Source organism: Microcoleus sp. MON2_D5 (assembly GCF_036701905.1).
GTDB lineage: Bacteria > Cyanobacteriota > Cyanobacteriia > Cyanobacteriales > Microcoleaceae > Microcoleus.
Genome location: NZ_JAUBRM010000033.1, coordinates 31,286 through 47,595, shown reverse-complemented (window position 1 = coordinate 47,595; position 16,310 = coordinate 31,286). Strand labels below are relative to the sequence as shown.

The following is a 16,310-nucleotide window of genomic DNA, read 5'->3' as shown; positions in this document are numbered from 1 at the left end:
ATCGTACTCTCACCCGCCCAACCCAACAATCGGATTTGATTCGGGTCGCACTTACCGGACATGATATCGGGCAGCATTCTCAACCCGTGAAAAATCTCACCCCTGAGCCCTAGCATAGGGGTTGGGGGATAGTACCCGAAGGGAGAAGGCAAAAGGCAGAAGGTAGAAGGCAGAAGGCAGATGGTAAAAATGCTGATATTTTTACTTAACTTTTTAGCTTTGATTTCAAAGGTGATACCAGTTAAAAAAAAATGCCACTTTAGGCAGGTTCCAAACCCTGATAGTCATCAGTCATGCCCAATCTAAAATCTAAAATCTAAAATCTAAAATGGTATGAGTTGTCAAACTATCCTAAAATACCAGGAAACACAGGTTTGAGGAGGCTTTGTGGCTTATTGGAGCAAAATTACTTATGAGAAAAGTACATACATAATTGACCTTGACACTATTAGTGCTTTTTCTAGCGAACTGGATAACAAGCGTCTCACCTTTTGGCTGCCTAATAGCAGTCAGCCGATTATCCTCAATCCCCAAGGCAATTATGAGGCTTACAAGCAAGTTCTCGATTACCTCAAAAAAACCATCGATCGCAATTCTAAAGGATCGTGGATTAAAATTCATTATGACCGCAAAGAATTTGCGATAGATATGAGTCGAATTAGCTCTTTTGCTTGCGAACAAAACGGTCGGCTAAGCTTTTGCCTGCCTGACAGCGCAACTAATATTGTTATCCTCCGCCAAAGCAACCCGGAAACTTATCAAGAAATTCAGGAATACATTAAAAATACGACTGGACAATCTCTGCCATGAAGCAGTCATTAGTCATTAGTCATGAGTTAGAAGCATGAACAATCAAGGGAGATTATGTTGAGTAACTCCTCACATTCATTTTATTTTTTTTGAGCTAAAGTGCTTAGGTTGCACCGGAATTTTAGATATGAAAAAAGCGCAGTAAAATGCGCTGCTTTTTTAAATTTTAACTATTGAACAAGCTGCCAAGCTAATTTGGCTGCCCCTACCATGCCTGCTTGATTGCCCAATTCAGCAACCAATAACTGCAAATCTTCGCGAGAAGTCGGCAGAACCCGCCGCTCAATTTCTTCTCGAACCTGCGGCAAGAAAAATTCAGCACCTGCACTAATTCCACCGCCGATAATAATAGCTTCCGGCGTCAAAATATAAATGAGACTTGCCAAACCGATACCCAGATATCGCCCGTAATTTTGCCAAAATTCTAAAGCTTTGGCATCTCCAGACTTAGCTAAATTTGCTAATTCTATAGGTTCCAAACCCGTTTCCCGGCGAATTGCTTGCACCGAAACGTACTGTTCTAGAGAACCGCGATTGCCGCTGTTGCATTCCGGGCCGTCGGGATTTATAGTAATCAATCCTAGTTCTCCGGCCGCGCCTTGAGGACCTACAAATAGTTTGCCGTCTAGGATAACTGCACCGCCGACTCCTGTACCTAAAGTTATTAAAATTAGGTCATTAAAGTGCCTTCCTGCGCCCAACCAAGCTTCTCCCAATCCGGCACAGTTGGCATCATTTGCTAACATGGTCGGCAGTCCGGTTTTAGCTTCCACCCAGTCAGCGAGGGGGACGTTATGCCAGTTTTTGAGGTTAATTGCTACTCTGGCTATACGGCCGGCGGCGTCTGCGGGGCCTGGAGTGCCGATGCCGATCGCACTTACAGCATTTTCGACCGGATTCAGTTGTAAAATAGCATCGGTCATTGTAGCTAAAACGGCTTCTGGCGTTGCCGGTTGAGGAGTTGGAACAGTTAAGGATTGATGACAAGTGCCGTCTTCGCCGAATCTGCCGAGTTTAATTGCGGTTCCGCCTAAGTCAATGCCGATTACTTGTGTCATTCGATGTGGGTTTTGGATGCAATAATTTGGGACTAATTTTAATAGTATAAACCTATTGTAGGTGCGCCTAACACACCTTACAAATTAAGTTGGTACTGAGGACTGAAGTCCTCAAACTTCTCTTTTAAATGTATGATAATTAGCCAGGAAAACAGGCATTAATTATTAATAGTATCATGTCGCTCGCCATACCTAGCAAAAATTATGGATACAAGCGAGTCCGCCTATTTAATTTCGCCTAACTTACGTTGCGCTACCTCTCGGTTGTGCAAAGCATCCTGGTAGTCTGGTTTGAGAGCAATTGCCTGATTATAAGATGCGATCGCCTCTTCAAATCTTCCTAAATTATACTGCTCATTCCCTCGAACGCACCACGCCTCAGCATCTACATTAACTTCCGATTCTGCCTCCGCACCCTCAGCGCCTCTGCGGTTCACTTCCCCAGAAAAACCCAAACCATCCCCAACAAACACCGCCTCAATCACCCTTCCCTTTGTATCCTCCTCCTCAACCTCCGGCAGCGGAAATCGTGTCAATATCTCCCGCCCAATTTGCCTCGCAACCTCTGACAACTCCCCGCTGCCAATTCTACCTAACAATACCAGCCGCTGCGCCAATTCCTGAAGCGATGCCACCGCATCCGTAGCAGCGGTGTCATCATTTTCGCCCTCTAACAATCTTTTCCCAAACCGTCGCAACCAAGCCGCTAATTCACCATCTTTAAGGCGTTTTGCGATTAAGAATCCCGCTACATCCCCGCGACTCCAACCGACATTCACTCCTTCGAGAATTTCCATGAATTTCGACTCGTATTCAGCGTCAGTTAAGGTTGGGCGGATGGTGGTATTTTCTGAAGGCGGGGTGGGCGGGGTTTTGGTTCCCAATATTCGCTGAATTAGTCGTTTGAAGAATTGCCAAATTTTGTTTAGCATTTGTGCGGTTGGGAGGGTGGGTATTTTCTATTTTATAGCAATTTACATAGAGATTGTCGGCGATAATATCTATAGGGACACGGCAGTGCCGTGTCCGGGATTGCAACGCACAGCAAACAATCACATCAAGTAGAATTAATCTACTTTAAAAGCGGATAATACAGTTCTCCTGTCGAGTTGATAAAACCGGCCCGATCGCCCGCTAAATCCCCCGTTCCCATAAATACGTCAACTCTCCCCGCGCCTTTGATTGCACCGCCGGTATCCTGATCCAAAACGTAGCGATTTACCGCATTTTGTTCGAGTTGTCCCGCCGCATTCGGGTAAGGGAGTTTTGTACTAATTAATGCTAGTGCGCCAGGGGGCATTAAAGCTTTATCGGTGGCGATCGACCTTTCGGCAGTTACTGGCACTCCAATGCTTCCTGTGGCTGGAACTCCATTAGTATCCCGGAAGAATACAAAGCTTTCATTTTTCGGCAAATATTTGTTCATATCTCCGGGAAAGTTGGTGAAATATTCCCTTAGTTTCGGCAAATTTAACTCTTCTAAAGTAAACTTTCCGTCTTTAACTAATTCTCGCCCGACTCCTGTATAACTGTGACTCGTTTTGCCTGCAAAACCGACGGTCATCACGCTACCATCTGTTAGCTGCAATCTCGCAGAACCTTGGACGTGCACGAGAAATGCCTGGAAGCGATCGCGCAACCAAACTAATTCTAATCCCCGCAGCAATCCTTTACTTGCCTGCAAAGCATCTTCGCCTTCTAATTGCAATCTTGTCGGGTGAGGTTTCGGCCAAGATGCCATGTTTGGCGGCATCCGGTACAGGGGATAACGGTATTCGGAATTAGGCGTGCGAGATGCTGCGTAAGTCGGCTCGAAATAACCTGTAAATGCGACTGTTCCCTTGCCATCTTTGCCCGTGGATTTGTAAAATACAAATTCGCGCTTGACCGATTCCTGGAGTTGTGCAGGGGTTGTGGAACTGACAACTAATTGGCGGAATCGATCGAGAGAACGCCGAACTCGATCGCGCGTAACTCCTGCGACTGGATAGCGGCTGTAAGCAGTGGCGGCGGCCGATGTATCGAGATAGCGGAGGCTGTTGTCGATCGACTTTAACAGCAATTCCCGATCGCCCGGTTTGCCATTTTCGCCCCAGATTTGAGCGTCAAAGGCGAGATCATCCGACTCGCCAGCTTGCAATTGATTTATACTAATTGGTTGCAGCGACGGAACTGCAACGGCGGGCACCGAAAAAGCGATCGCCAAAACGCAACAGGCGATGGCTAATAGCTGATAGCGAAAAATCTTGCTCAATTTCCAATCTTTCCTACTCAATTGATACTTTTCCTTATTCATCGTATCGTTCGACGCTAGAAGTAAATACCGGTTCTACGCGAATTGCGAGAACGCTGGTAGGCCGAACTACCATGTATTCGCCTTGAATATTTTTGATCGGGACATTAACAAATTCTGACGAATCTTGTTTGGGAACCAGAGTTTTATACCACTGTTGAAAATCTTGCAGCGTTGAAAAACGGATTTCTTCGCGGTGGCCGCCTTCAAGCAGCAGGTGCACGGAATATTCGCTGGGAGTTCTAGGCATAGGAGATAGGGAGAGTTGTTGGAGGACAATCTAAAATCTAAAATCTAAAATCTAAAATTGATGTGGTTGCCCTCAAGCAGCAGGTACACGGAATATTCGCACTTGTGTTCTAGGCATATCTGTATTTTAGATTTTTGATTTTAAGCTTTTGGAACGATTCCATATTTTACCCCTTCCTCGGCGCATTCCCTCATCTAGTACGTTGGGTGGAGGGAGAGGGGGAGAGTGGGAGAAGGGGAGAGTGCGAGAGTTGTTGGAGAAAAATCTCAATCTAAAATCTAAAATCCAAAATCTTAAATCGATTGACGGCGGCCCCCCTATGCGGCTACGCTGTGAAATTAAGGTTGCTTTGCTTGCAGAGGAGGCAGCCCGCGTCGCTCAAAAATCTAGTTGCACTGCCCAAAGCTGCTACCAACAGCAATGGACAGCTAACCGCCAAACTGAGTAAGCAGTATGGAGGCTAATGGAGAATTTTAACACTCTCTGTAGCCGCCCTGCTCTGTGTTAACGTGCGGGGCGGCTGGGTTTTTGGGTTTTCCTAGAAAACCAAAAACCAGGAGACCATATTATGTCACAGGAATTCGTACCTGAGGATAACTTGTCCGCGCGTCCAAATGACGACTCAGCAGTATCCGAACAGGAAGTCGTGCGGATAACGGTTGTCGGTTCCCGCGCAGGCGTGTTAGAAACCATCCACACCTTGTACCGACTGGGATTTGCCCCAGTCGGCGATTGGAGCCCGCCGCAGCGAGGTGCAAAGCCGGGACAAGTGATTAGCGTACTCATTCGCCGATCGCGCAAAGCTTAAAAATAGGCTGAAATACGCTAGGGACACGGCAATGCCGTGTCTTCAATCGCCGCGGCTACATAGCTGGATCTCTGATTGTCACATCCTCGGAGGGTGATGGCGTCCCGCCCCGCAAGCTACGGGAAATTTCATCATCCAACCCGGTTAATTCTACCCGTTCCCCACAGTCAGGACACGCTTTGGCTGAAGTCTCTACAATGATTAATCAGGCGGAATACCGGGATTGTGTATTTTAGAACACGATTTGACCGCAACACTTAAAATAGTCTTGATTTACCGATCGACCGCACCCTTTTCTCATCAATATTTCTGGTTAGCTGGGGGTGTCTGTCAGCCGGAGTTGCGAGGTTCTGCTTCCAAAATGCTGAGAATGGTGCACAATTTCAAATTAACAACAAAACTTGCACTATTTTGAGTAAGCTTTGGGGGGAACAGCTCAGAAAGCCTGTTTCTAAGACTGAGGCAAAATATCAAATTAATCCTCCACCTTGTCCAATTACTAATTACGAACCTATGCCCCGTCGTCAAGACTTAAAAAAGATTCTTCTCATTGGTTCCGGCCCAATTGTTATCGGTCAAGCGTGCGAATTTGACTATTCAGGAACACAAGCTTGCAAAGCTTTGCGAGAAGAAGGTTTTGAAGTAGTGTTGGTCAATTCCAACCCTGCAACGATTATGACCGATCCGGAAACTGCAGATCGCATTTACATCGAACCTCTAACGCCGGCCATCCTCGAACAAATCATTGCTAAAGAAAGACCTCAAGCAATTTTACCGACAATGGGCGGTCAAACGGCGCTAAATTTAGCAGTAGCCGTCGCTAAAAATGGCGTTTTAGAAAAATACAACGTCGAGTTGATTGGTGCTAAGTTGCCAGCAATTGAAATGGCAGAAGATCGGCTATTATTTAAGGAAGCGATGGCGCGAATTGGGGTCGCCGTTTGCCCTTCTGGAATTGCCAACACTCTCGACGAAGCCAAAGCAATTGGTCACCAAATCGGCAGTTATCCGTTAATTATTCGTCCTGCTTTTACCATGGGAGGTACGGGAGGCGGCATTTCTTACAACCAAGAAGAGTTTGAAGAAATGGCCCAAGGCGGGATTGATGCCAGTCCAGTATCGCAAATTTTGATCGAACAATCTTTGATTGGTTGGAAAGAGTACGAACTGGAAGTAATGCGGGATTTGGCAGATAATGTAGTGATTATTTGTTCGATCGAGAATCTCGACCCGATGGGCGTCCACACCGGCGATTCTATCACCGTCGCCCCGGCGCAAACTCTTACAGACAAAGAATATCAGCGCCTGCGGGATGCTTCGGTGAAAATTATCCGCGAAATCGGAGTCGAAACCGGCGGTTCCAATATTCAATTTGCCGTCAATCCTGTCAACGGAGATTTCATCGTTATTGAAATGAATCCTCGGGTTTCCCGTTCCTCCGCCTTGGCCTCGAAAGCAACGGGTTTCCCTATTGCAAAAATGGCGGCAAAATTAGCGGTAGGTTACAGCCTAGACGAAATTTCCAACGATATCACCAAGAAAACTCCGGCGTCTTTTGAGCCGACAATTGACTACGTGGTGACGAAGATTCCCCGATTTGCCTTTGAAAAGTTCCCTGGTTCCGAACCGACTCTGACAACGCAAATGAAGTCTGTTGGGGAGGTAATGGCGATCGGGCGCAGCTTCAACGAATCCTTCCAAAAAGCCCTGCGGGGATTGGAAACAGGTCGCGCAGGTTTCGGGTGCGACCAACCGGAAAAGTTGCCGAGTTTGGAACAAATTCGCGCCGGATTGCGGACGCCAAATCCCGATCGCATTTTTACAGTTCGCCACGCGATGATGATGGGAATGTCGGTGGAAGATATCTTCGAGTTTACAGGAATCGATCCTTGGTTTTTGGATAAAATGCAGGAATTGCTGGAAACTGAGAAGTTCTTGAAACGAACGCGGTTGGACCAGTTGACAAAAGAGACAATGTTTGAAGTAAAGCAGTTGGGATTTAGCGATCGCCAAATTGCTTACGCCACCAAAACATCGGAAGATCAAGTCCGCGCTTACCGCAAACAGTTAGGCGTAATTCCGATTTACAAAACAGTCGATACCTGTGCCGCTGAATTTGAAGCGTTTACACCGTATTATTATTCCACCTACGAAGCGGGAGCGGCAATTTGGGAATTGGGCGATGAAGAAAAGAAAGTTTCGCCTGTAGGCCACAGTCTCGCGCCGGAGTCGGAAGTTTTGCCTTCCACCAAACGAAAAGTGATGATTTTAGGTGGCGGGCCGAACCGGATCGGTCAGGGAATTGAGTTTGATTACTGCTGCTGTCACGCTTCCTATTCCCTAGGAGAAGACGGCTTTGAGACAATTATGGTCAACTCAAACCCGGAGACGGTTTCGACGGATTATGATACGAGCGATCGCCTGTATTTTGAACCGCTAACAAAAGAAGATGTTCTCAACATCATCGAAGCCGAAAATCCAGAGGGAGTAATTATTCAGTTTGGCGGCCAAACGCCGCTGAAATTAGCGGTTCCTTTACAAAAATCTCTGGAAAATCACCCCGATGTACAAACAAAAATCTGGGGAACTTCGCCGGATTCCATTGATACTGCAGAAGACAGGGAGCGATTTGAAAAGATTCTGCGGGAATTGGATATTCAGCAAGCTGCTAACGGTTTAGCCCGCAGTTTTGAGGATGCTTTAATAGTAGCTCAACGGATCGGTTATCCGGTAGTGGTGCGACCGAGTTACGTATTAGGCGGGCGAGCCATGGAAATTGTTTATTCCGATACGGAATTGGAACGTTACATGACCTATGCCGTGCTAGTAGAACCCGATCATCCGATTTTAATTGATAAGTTCTTGGAGAACGCGATCGAGGTTGATGTAGATGCGATCGCCGATGTTACGGGTAATGTGACGATCGGCGGTATTATGGAGCACATCGAGGAAGCGGGAATCCACTCCGGCGACTCTGCTTGTTCTATCCCTTACCAAACGCTTTCTGATGCAGCTTTGGCAACAATCCGCCGCTGGACTGTAGAATTAGCAAAATCCCTGAAAGTAATCGGGTTGATGAATATTCAATTTGCTGTTCAAGGGGAAGAAGTTTTCATCTTGGAAGCTAACCCGCGCGCTTCTCGGACAGTACCTTTTGTGTCCAAGGCGATCGGAGTTCCCTTAGCAAAAATGGCCTCGCGAGTCATGTCTGGCAAAACTCTAGAAGCTTTGGGTTTTACTGAAGAGATTATACCCACTCATGTTTCGGTAAAAGAAGCTGTATTGCCCTTTGCTAAGTTCCCGGGCGCTGATACCTTGTTAGGGCCAGAAATGCGATCGACCGGCGAAGTAATGGGAATTGACACCGATTTTGGCAAAGCCTTTGCCAAAGCTCAACTCGGCGCGGGACAAATGATGCCGCTGTTTGGAACCCTGCTGGTTTCGATGCGCGATCGGGACAAACTAGCAGTTGTACCCGTTGTCAAGGAATTCTTAGAATTGGGTTTCAGAGTAGTCGCAACTCACGGGACACGCAAAGTTTTGCGAGAGCAAGGTTTAGAGGTAGATTTGGAATTAAAACTGCACGAAGGGCGGCCGAATTTGTTGGATTCGATCAAGAATGAGAAAATTCAACTAATTATCACCACACCTTCCGGCGAAGAATCCCGAGCCGACGGAATCTTTATCCGCCGCACAGCTTTGACTTACAAAATTCCGATTATTACGACAATAGCCGGTGCCAAAGCGACAGCAGCGGGAATTCGATCGCTCAAATCCCACCCGATGGAAGTAAAAGCAATTCAAGACTATTACCCGCAAATCTAGACTGCGAAACACCCTATGTTTAGGGTGTGCAGGGCGCACTATTAGTGTCAACTTAAGCTTTTAGTCCGCCAGTCCTCTCGCTCACCCGGCACTCCGCCAGGGAATGAATTCCCTGTCTTATAGCGAAAGTCCTCTCAAAGAGGACTGAAGAACTCATTAGTCCTCATAGCGAGGACTTTCGCTTGGAGGTTCTTGTTGAAACCCCTGCCGGACAGAGGGTTTAACGTTAAGTTTACACCAAGGACCGCGCACCTTATCCTAAACATAAGGTGCGCGTCACCAAAACCTAATCTGCATCGGAATCCAAAACTCCGCTAGACAGCATCAACCTCGGCCAAACTAACAAGAAAAAACCCATCCAAGCTAATAAAGGAAGCGCGACTAAAACAGTTATCCAAACAGTTTTTAATAAAAACCAACTACCGCTAATCAGGCTAGTACCAGTTAAAAGAATCGACCAAGGCTGACACCACCAAGGTTTGTAACTCCAAGGGCTAATAGCTTTTTGATCGGAAAGTTTTTTATCAGAAAGAGATTTCATATTTTCAGTTATTTTTTATGGAGAATAGTCTGGCTAGCTGGATTAACCGAAGTTAAACATTCATCACCTCTTCTGCTGTCAGGGTTAATTCGGGAAAAGTCCGCGACACAATTCGTTCACTGCCCTTGAACGCGCTTCTTTGATAGTTGCCCTCTGCATCTAAAAGGTGGACAAATACAGTTGGAATTTTGGGATTTCCCAGAAATTCCCTGCTACCAATTGCTAAATAATCGACAATCCAATACTCAGGAATTCCGAGGCGCCGATATTCGTCCAATTTGTCTATATAATCGTCCTCCCAATTTGTTGATGTTACTTCCACAGCCAGTTGAATTGGTTCTCGTAAGGCAGAATAAGCAGAACGGTTCGATCGCCACAAATCAGGCTCGATTACGCTGACATCCGGTCTCCGCCCTTGTTCGATGCCGACTTTACTTACAGTTCTGATAACGGCGGTATTTTTGACTACATAATTTAAACTTAGCCGTTTAATTTGATCTTTAAATGAGTCAGAGGTAAAATCAGCAACATCATCATGATTTCTTGTAGAATTTATCTCTACAATTTCTCCATTTACCAGTTCATAGAGTCCATCTTCTGGACATTCTACAAGGAATTGGTCAAACGTTAATTTCTGTGTGACTGTTGCAATCATAAGATTTATCCTTATTTTGCAGTAATACTATTAGTCTATATTACCACATACCGGAAGAAATTTGTTTTTTTGACGGCAGACATCCAATTCTCAAATCTAAAATATACAATCAAAAATCTAAAATCGATTCACGTAAATGGTAAAATGCGATCGCCCTAGCAATTTGCACTTAATTTTGTTACTGACTTGATACAGTAAAGTAACAAACCTAGAAATCGAGCCACTCCCAGGTCAACCCCGAACCATGAGACTAGACGAAGCCGTAGAATTTGCCGAAAACCCAGAGCCGCGCTGTCCCTGCGTCCTCCTGCTGGACACCTCCGGCTCCATGCAAGGCGCACCCATAGATGCCTTGAATGAGGGGCTGGAAATCTTTAGGAATGACCTAATTAAAGACGAACTAGCTAAAAAGCGAGTCGAAGTCGCGATTATTTCATTTGACAATCATATCAAAGTCGTGCAAGACTTCGTGACCGCCGACCAGTTCGAGACGCCACTGCTGACAGCTCAAGGACAAACCCACATGGGCGCAGGCATTCAGCAAGCGCTAGACACCATTGCTGCCCGCAAATCCGAATACCGCAACAACGGCATTACCTACTACCGCCCGTGGGTATTTATGATTACCGACGGCGAACCTCAAGGCGAATCCGACGATGTGGTGGAAATAGCAGCACAGCGGATTAAAGAGGAAGAAACTAACAAGCGCGTGGCATTCTTTGCAGTCGGAGTGGAAGGTGCTAATATTCCCCGTCTCGCGCAAATTGTCGAGCGCACGCCTGTAAAATTGAGAGGATTAGACTTTAGAGAGATGTTCATCTGGCTGTCGGCTAGTATGCAGAGAGTTTCTCACTCAAAAATTGATGAACAAGTAGCACTGCCACCACCCGGATGGGGAACTGTTTAGTTATTAGTTGGAAGTCATTGGTCATTAGTAAGTGACAAGCGCTAAGGTGCGGTGTGCATGGAGCCCTACATAATAAGTAAGGTGTGGTGTGCATCGCCACCTAATTAGGGATAAATAAACCCGTCCAGAGTTTGCATAGTTGTGAATTTACGAAGTTTTGAGTTAAAGAGTTATTAATGCAGAATTCATCCTTCAATTGGCAAGTTGTAGCGGCATCGGTGATAGGTACGAGCCACGAAAAAAGATCGCAGCCCTGTCAAGATGCCCACTGCTGGCGTCTCTTGCCGAACGGTGTTTTGGTAGCCGCAGTTGCCGACGGCGCGGGCTCTGCAGCACTCGCAGAAGTTGGGGCGAAAATTGCTGTGGAAGCGGTTGTTGAAACGATTTGCCAGCAACAGGAAAGGCTGCCTCAACATGACGACGAATGGCAAGTATTCTTGACAGCATCACTGCAAGTCGCGCGGGCGCAGGTGGAAGCAGAAGCGGCTGTGCGGGAAGTGGCTGCGAGAGATTTAGCCTGCACTTTAATTGCGGTTGTTGCTACGCCGGAATTAATCGCAGTTGCTCAAATCGGCGACGGTGCGGCGGTAGCAGGTGACAGTGTAGGAAATGCGATCGGCTTGACTGTACCTCCCTGCGGCGAATACATCAACGAAACTATCTTTTTGATTTCGCCGAATGCGATCGAAACAGCGCAATTTCAGGTACTGCGGGAAAAACTGCGGCACTTGGCAGTTTTTTCCGACGGCTTGCAAATGCTAGCTCTCAAAATCCCGGAAGGCACGCCGCACGGGCCGTTTTTTGCGCCTTTGTTTCGGTTTTCTGGCGAGTGGAAAGAAGAGGAAGATGCGAAACAGCAGTTAGAGTCATTTTTGCGATCGCCCCGCGTTTCCGAACGCACCGATGATGACTTAACTTTATTGTTAGCAACTTTTTCGAGTAATGTCTGATTTGTTCAAATCAACTTACAAAAGCCGGATAAAAAGTTATGACAGCTCCACGAATTAGTGCCAGAAGCTTGTTGCGAGAAACCTTTGCTACTACGGGGCCTCTATACGCTCCCCTGTTGATAATCAACTCTCCCAGTTTGATATTTGCCGCGCTCAATAGTTTGGGCAAGCTAGGTTCAGCAGGTGTTGCCTTCAATATTATCTACTGGTTCGTGGCACTTCCTTTGTTGTCGGGAGCCATGATTTTCTACACTTACCGAATTTTGACAAAAAATAACGTAACTGTGGGTCAGGCTTTCAATCAAGCAAACAGAAGATTGCTGCCACTCATTGGGGTTTATATTATGTGTTTCCTGCTGGTGTTCGCTGGCTGCATTGCACTAATAATTCCCGGGCTTTATGTATCATATCGCTTAATATTTTCATTGTACGCTACCGTCATTGATAACTCTTCGGTGATCGACAGTCTTAGCAGCAGTTGGGAATTAACTAAAGGGCGCTGGTGGCTGGTGTTTCGATCGTATTTTCTGATACTTTTTGTTGTTTTCGTGCCAATATTGTTGATTGTCCTATTAATCAGTTCGACGGGAAATTTGCTAGCATCTAAGCTTGTGGCTAATGTACTCGGATTTTTAGCCGGACTGTTGATGAATGTTTATTTGGTTTTATTGTACCTGCGCCTGCGGGCATCGGCAGCAACTATTCAATAGACATCTCCTAAAAATCAAGTCAAGGGCTGTCAGGATACCTACCCCAGAACAATTGTTGGAAATGTCTAATGAGCGGTGAAAATTTGGCGCGGTTCTATAATAAAATCGAGGTGTCAACAATTCTGCTTTAGTTTGTACAGTAGGTCGTCGTTTGCAAGCACAAGAGATTAAGGATAAGCTCAACTCCCTAATTAGCGCAGCAGATCCAATAGATCCCAGTTTGGCGAGAAGATTGGATGAAATCAATCGCTGGGTGAAAGATGTTAAACCCGGTTCGCTAACTGCTAAAAAATTTGTGATGGCTTTTTTGCTGCAGCTTATCCGAGATTCTCAGGTTTGGCTGGCCGTTCAATCTCTACCTTCAGAAATAGACAAAAAAGCCGCTTTTGAGTTAATGACTCCTGGGGAAAGGTATTGGTACAGCTATCTATTTCCTAAATGGCTGAGCGAAACCGATCGCAAATTTTACATCTGGAAACAAAAACTAAAAGCCGGTAAATTCGATCCGGGTGACGATCTCGTCATTCGTGCGATCGCAGCCCGAATTGTCGATCGCCAAGGCACTGTTTTGTATCGATATGTTGCCGATCTTTCTATGGCAACCGATTCCATCGTTAGCAGCCGCCAACAGCAGCCCCTCTGCATTCAAGTGACTACTCTTTCGGATGAATTCTCTGAACAAAAATATCAGAATTGGCAACAAACTCTTCAAGATTGGGGGATTGACAGAGGATTATTTTTAAGTTATGATAAAAATGATGCAAATTTCTTGAACCAGTTAGTTAACATTGCATTATATAATAGTGATAATTTGCCCGCAGGTCGTTACCTCAAGTTCCCGTAAATCACGCAGATATGCTGCTGAGAATAGTTCGACTGCTCCCAACTCGGTGAAAAAGAAATTTTGACTAACTCACATATTGCACAATTCTCGATAATGCCAACAGCCTAGTCCCCAGAAAGCTTCCCGCAAAAGGGAAGGCGGAGCAAGATTCTTCCTCCCCTTTTCTGGTTCCGGGAGGGGTCTGCCAGACGGCGACAACAGGTGCTGGATACGAAGGCTAAGCAACGGGAAGATTTACCGCAGCAATCAATAAGAGTGAAATAACTAGCAACTCGGCCTAAATTGAATTGAGATTTGATTTAATCGCCGTGAATTGTTGGAAATCAAATCAAATTACATCAAAATCAAATACTATGACTGTACAAGGTACGAACGCAGTTGAAAATAACTTGCAGAAAGTCTGGGAAGAATTGGAAGCCGCCAGAATAATGCAGGATGAATGGATGAATTACGGGGTAGATTTTGTAGATTTGTATGTGGAAGATGCGGGCGGTGATTGGTTGGAAAAGTGGGGTAAATGTGAAGAAGAATTAGAGCGAATTAAACATAATGTAGATATTGAAGCAGTCAAAGCAGCGATCGACATTCCCAGCTTTCAGCAGACAAAACTGCTGGAAATCGCCTTGAATTGCCGTTACTATACCAGCGATTACTCGGATCGGCCCGAGGAGTCTCCCGCTTGGCAAGACGTTAAGTACAAACGGCTGTCACTCTTAGGCGGAGCGATTTTCGGTGCTGTTGTTACCGATTACCTGTACCGCGAATATCCAGAACTCGCTCCAGATGCGATCTCAACTTTAAAAGCTCGTTTAGCAGACCCGAAAAAACTGGCGGAATTTGCACAAAATTTGAAGTTAAACCAACTCGGTTGGCGGGTATGGAATCGGAAACAAACAGACGAAAGCGAGTACAATAGATTGCTTTCGGAGACTTTTGAGGCTTTGTTTGGCGCGATTTACTTGGAGTTTGAACGGGAGTTTTTCCGTGGGGGAAACTGGCTGATTCAGCACTTGATTGAACCAATTGTTAGCCAGCAGGGGGATTTAACTCAGCGGCGACAAATAGGGCCCGAAAACGAGCTGAAACGGCGGGAAATTCTGGGTGCGGATATTCTAGAGGCGATCGCGATCGACTATTTGTACAACCGCTTTCCCGAACGCAGCGCCAGCCAGCTAACTCGCTGGAAAAATATGTTAGTGGCTAAAAAGATTTTTCCCAAAGACTTTAAGGCAAAATTAGGCAGTCATTACCTAGAGTTGGAGAGCAATTTCTCGCGTACCCGCGACTGGTTGGTGGATAACTTTATCAAAAGTGCAGTTGACGAACTGCTAGAGGAAAGCGACACTCAACCAGAATATCTGATTGACAGTGCGAACCCCGAATCGCTGCCAGAATTGGTCAACCGGATTACAGACAAAAAGTGGAAAAATGAATTTGTGAGAGTTGTCAGCATTTTGCAACCGGCTGACGAACTTTTGCTGCTGATGCAACAAAAATTAGACAGTATGGCGGCTAAAGATGAAACTTTGCAGCAGTTGCTAATCTGGGCAAATCACAAGTCTCAGTTAGTGCAAAGGAATTTTAAACCAGTCGAAAATCGCGCTTTTTATGTAGCCTTAGTTTGCGTCCTCGATTTTGCTTTGACTCGCGTCCTAGATCCGAGTCAGAAGTTTGATAGATCGAAAGTTCGCAAGTTTCGGAATTGTTTGGCAAAGGCTGGAAAAAATGTAGAATTTGCAGATGTTAACGAGTCTCTGAAATTGGCTTTTGATAATAATGATGTGGCGGGTATTTTGGTTGGCATTTGGGCGCTGGATATTGAACCAGAAATTAAACAACTGCTGGCACAATTTCAGACTGAGATGCCTGATTTGCAAAACTGGAAAAACTGGCGCAAAGAGTTCGGTAGCTGTTGGCTGGCAAAATTCAAAACTGCGATCGGCTACAATCGAGACTTTCGCCCCCAACAGAAAACTTTGCTGAAACAGTATTACTATGCCCACAACTTGCTGGTGGAATGCCTCAACAGCGATAATTGTCAGGTGACACCTGCCGTCAGACAAAAAATTGAGGATAAAATGTTGTTATTGTCGGTGGATTTGAAGCTGGTTTATATTTAATTTTGATAGCGCGGACGGGCGGGACGCCCATCCCACCAACAGCAACAGGGCTTACCCACTTCCACCCAAGAAACCGGGTTTTTTACCGAATCTGCGGGCTGCAACGCCTCTTTTGGTGAAAAACTCGGTCTCTCGTCACCGATGCCTAAGTCATAACAAAGTTGACACTCCCGGGCCTAAAGGCGGGGGGATTCTTGGTTCTGGCGACATACCTTAAAACTATCTATCCTTGCGGCAATACTTAAACCAAATATCCGTTCAAAGGAACCAAATATCGAGCCTAATTTAGTTAGTCCCAGAGGGTTTTATCTCCCCAAGCGTTCGAGAATTACTTCTCATGTTACCGGATGCCCTACGGTACGTTTTAACTTCCAAAAATTTACTTTTCTGGTTTTGGCTTACGTTAGTCAGCCTAGCTATGTTTTTCGTGGTTTTCGCCACCCACTAACCATTATTGTTTTCCGACCAGTCGTTTGAGCTTGGTGTCTCATGTGTATCGGCGGTTATTCTACCTGTGGTATAAGTGTCATTGTACTCTA

The 16,310-nt window shown here is 45.8% G+C and carries 15 protein-coding genes; 9 read left to right on the top strand and 6 right to left on the bottom strand.

The features are described from left to right. The first annotated feature begins 387 nt into the window (after positions 1-387). Positions 388-810, top strand: a complete 423-nt coding sequence (locus tag QUA47_RS14100) for a hypothetical protein (RefSeq protein ID WP_190658841.1) — start codon at positions 388-390, stop codon at positions 808-810. A 170-nt stretch (positions 811-980) separates the two neighbouring features. On the opposite strand, the gene QUA47_RS14095 is transcribed toward QUA47_RS14100, so the two are convergent. From QUA47_RS14095 to QUA47_RS14080, 4 genes are all read right to left on the bottom strand, one after another. Continuing rightward, positions 981-1,868 (bottom strand): ROK family protein, encoded by an 888-nt coding sequence (locus QUA47_RS14095; protein ID WP_333431196.1) that lies wholly within the window; start codon positions 1,866-1,868, stop codon positions 981-983. A gap of 224 nt (positions 1,869-2,092) precedes the next feature. Next, on the bottom strand, positions 2,093-2,800 hold the full coding sequence (locus tag QUA47_RS14090; protein ID WP_333431195.1) for a tetratricopeptide repeat protein: 708 nt from the start codon (positions 2,798-2,800) through the stop codon (positions 2,093-2,095). Positions 2,801-2,940: 140 nt separating this feature from the next. Then, entirely contained in the window at positions 2,941-4,143 is a 1,203-nt protein-coding gene (mltA, locus tag QUA47_RS14085; RefSeq protein ID WP_445302513.1) for a murein transglycosylase A, read from the bottom strand. A 13-nt stretch (positions 4,144-4,156) separates the two neighbouring features. Continuing rightward, positions 4,157-4,411, bottom strand: a complete 255-nt coding sequence (locus tag QUA47_RS14080) for a hypothetical protein (RefSeq protein WP_006635668.1) — start codon at positions 4,409-4,411, stop codon at positions 4,157-4,159. Positions 4,412-4,652: 241 nt separating this feature from the next. On the opposite strand from QUA47_RS14080, the gene QUA47_RS14075 reads away from it, so the two are divergent. The 3 genes from QUA47_RS14075 to carB all read left to right on the top strand — a co-directional run bounded on the left by QUA47_RS14075 (position 4,653) and on the right by carB (position 9,044). Continuing rightward, positions 4,653-4,859: a hypothetical protein gene (locus tag QUA47_RS14075; RefSeq protein ID WP_333282472.1), complete on the top strand. Its 207-nt coding sequence runs from the start codon at positions 4,653-4,655 to the stop codon at positions 4,857-4,859. Positions 4,860-4,979: 120 nt separating this feature from the next. Continuing rightward, positions 4,980-5,219: a hypothetical protein gene (locus tag QUA47_RS14070; protein ID WP_333431193.1), complete on the top strand. Its 240-nt coding sequence runs from the start codon at positions 4,980-4,982 to the stop codon at positions 5,217-5,219. Positions 5,220-5,732: 513 nt separating this feature from the next. Next, a complete protein-coding gene (gene carB / locus QUA47_RS14065; protein ID WP_333431211.1) occupies positions 5,733-9,044 on the top strand; it encodes a carbamoyl-phosphate synthase large subunit in 3,312 nt (1,103 codons plus the stop codon). Positions 9,045-9,330: 286 nt separating this feature from the next. Here carB and QUA47_RS14060 read toward each other — a convergent pair whose 3' ends face one another. Further along, entirely contained in the window at positions 9,331-9,585 is a 255-nt protein-coding gene (locus tag QUA47_RS14060) for a DUF6737 family protein (protein WP_333403769.1), read from the bottom strand. A gap of 52 nt (positions 9,586-9,637) precedes the next feature. Then, positions 9,638-10,240: a Uma2 family endonuclease gene (locus QUA47_RS14055; protein ID WP_333431192.1), complete on the bottom strand. Its 603-nt coding sequence runs from the start codon at positions 10,238-10,240 to the stop codon at positions 9,638-9,640. A gap of 244 nt (positions 10,241-10,484) precedes the next feature. Between QUA47_RS14055 and QUA47_RS14050 the strand changes: the two genes are divergently transcribed. From QUA47_RS14050 to QUA47_RS14030, 5 genes are all read left to right on the top strand, one after another. Next, entirely contained in the window at positions 10,485-11,147 is a 663-nt protein-coding gene (locus QUA47_RS14050) for a VWA domain-containing protein (RefSeq protein ID WP_190737639.1), read from the top strand. Positions 11,148-11,323: 176 nt separating this feature from the next. After that, the gene (locus QUA47_RS14045) at positions 11,324-12,097 is read left to right on the top strand and encodes a PP2C family serine/threonine-protein phosphatase (RefSeq protein ID WP_333403773.1); all 774 of its coding nucleotides are present in this window, start codon (positions 11,324-11,326) and stop codon (positions 12,095-12,097) included. Positions 12,098-12,135: 38 nt separating this feature from the next. Next, complete coding sequence (locus QUA47_RS14040) at positions 12,136-12,807, top strand: hypothetical protein (RefSeq protein WP_333431191.1); 672 nt, start codon at positions 12,136-12,138, stop codon at positions 12,805-12,807. A gap of 151 nt (positions 12,808-12,958) precedes the next feature. Then, a complete protein-coding gene (locus QUA47_RS14035) occupies positions 12,959-13,651 on the top strand; it encodes a hypothetical protein (protein WP_333431190.1) in 693 nt (230 codons plus the stop codon). Positions 13,652-14,004: 353 nt separating this feature from the next. Beyond that, entirely contained in the window at positions 14,005-15,771 is a 1,767-nt protein-coding gene (locus QUA47_RS14030; RefSeq protein ID WP_333431189.1) for an NACHT C-terminal helical domain 2-containing protein, read from the top strand. The last annotated feature ends 539 nt before the right edge of the window (positions 15,772-16,310 follow it).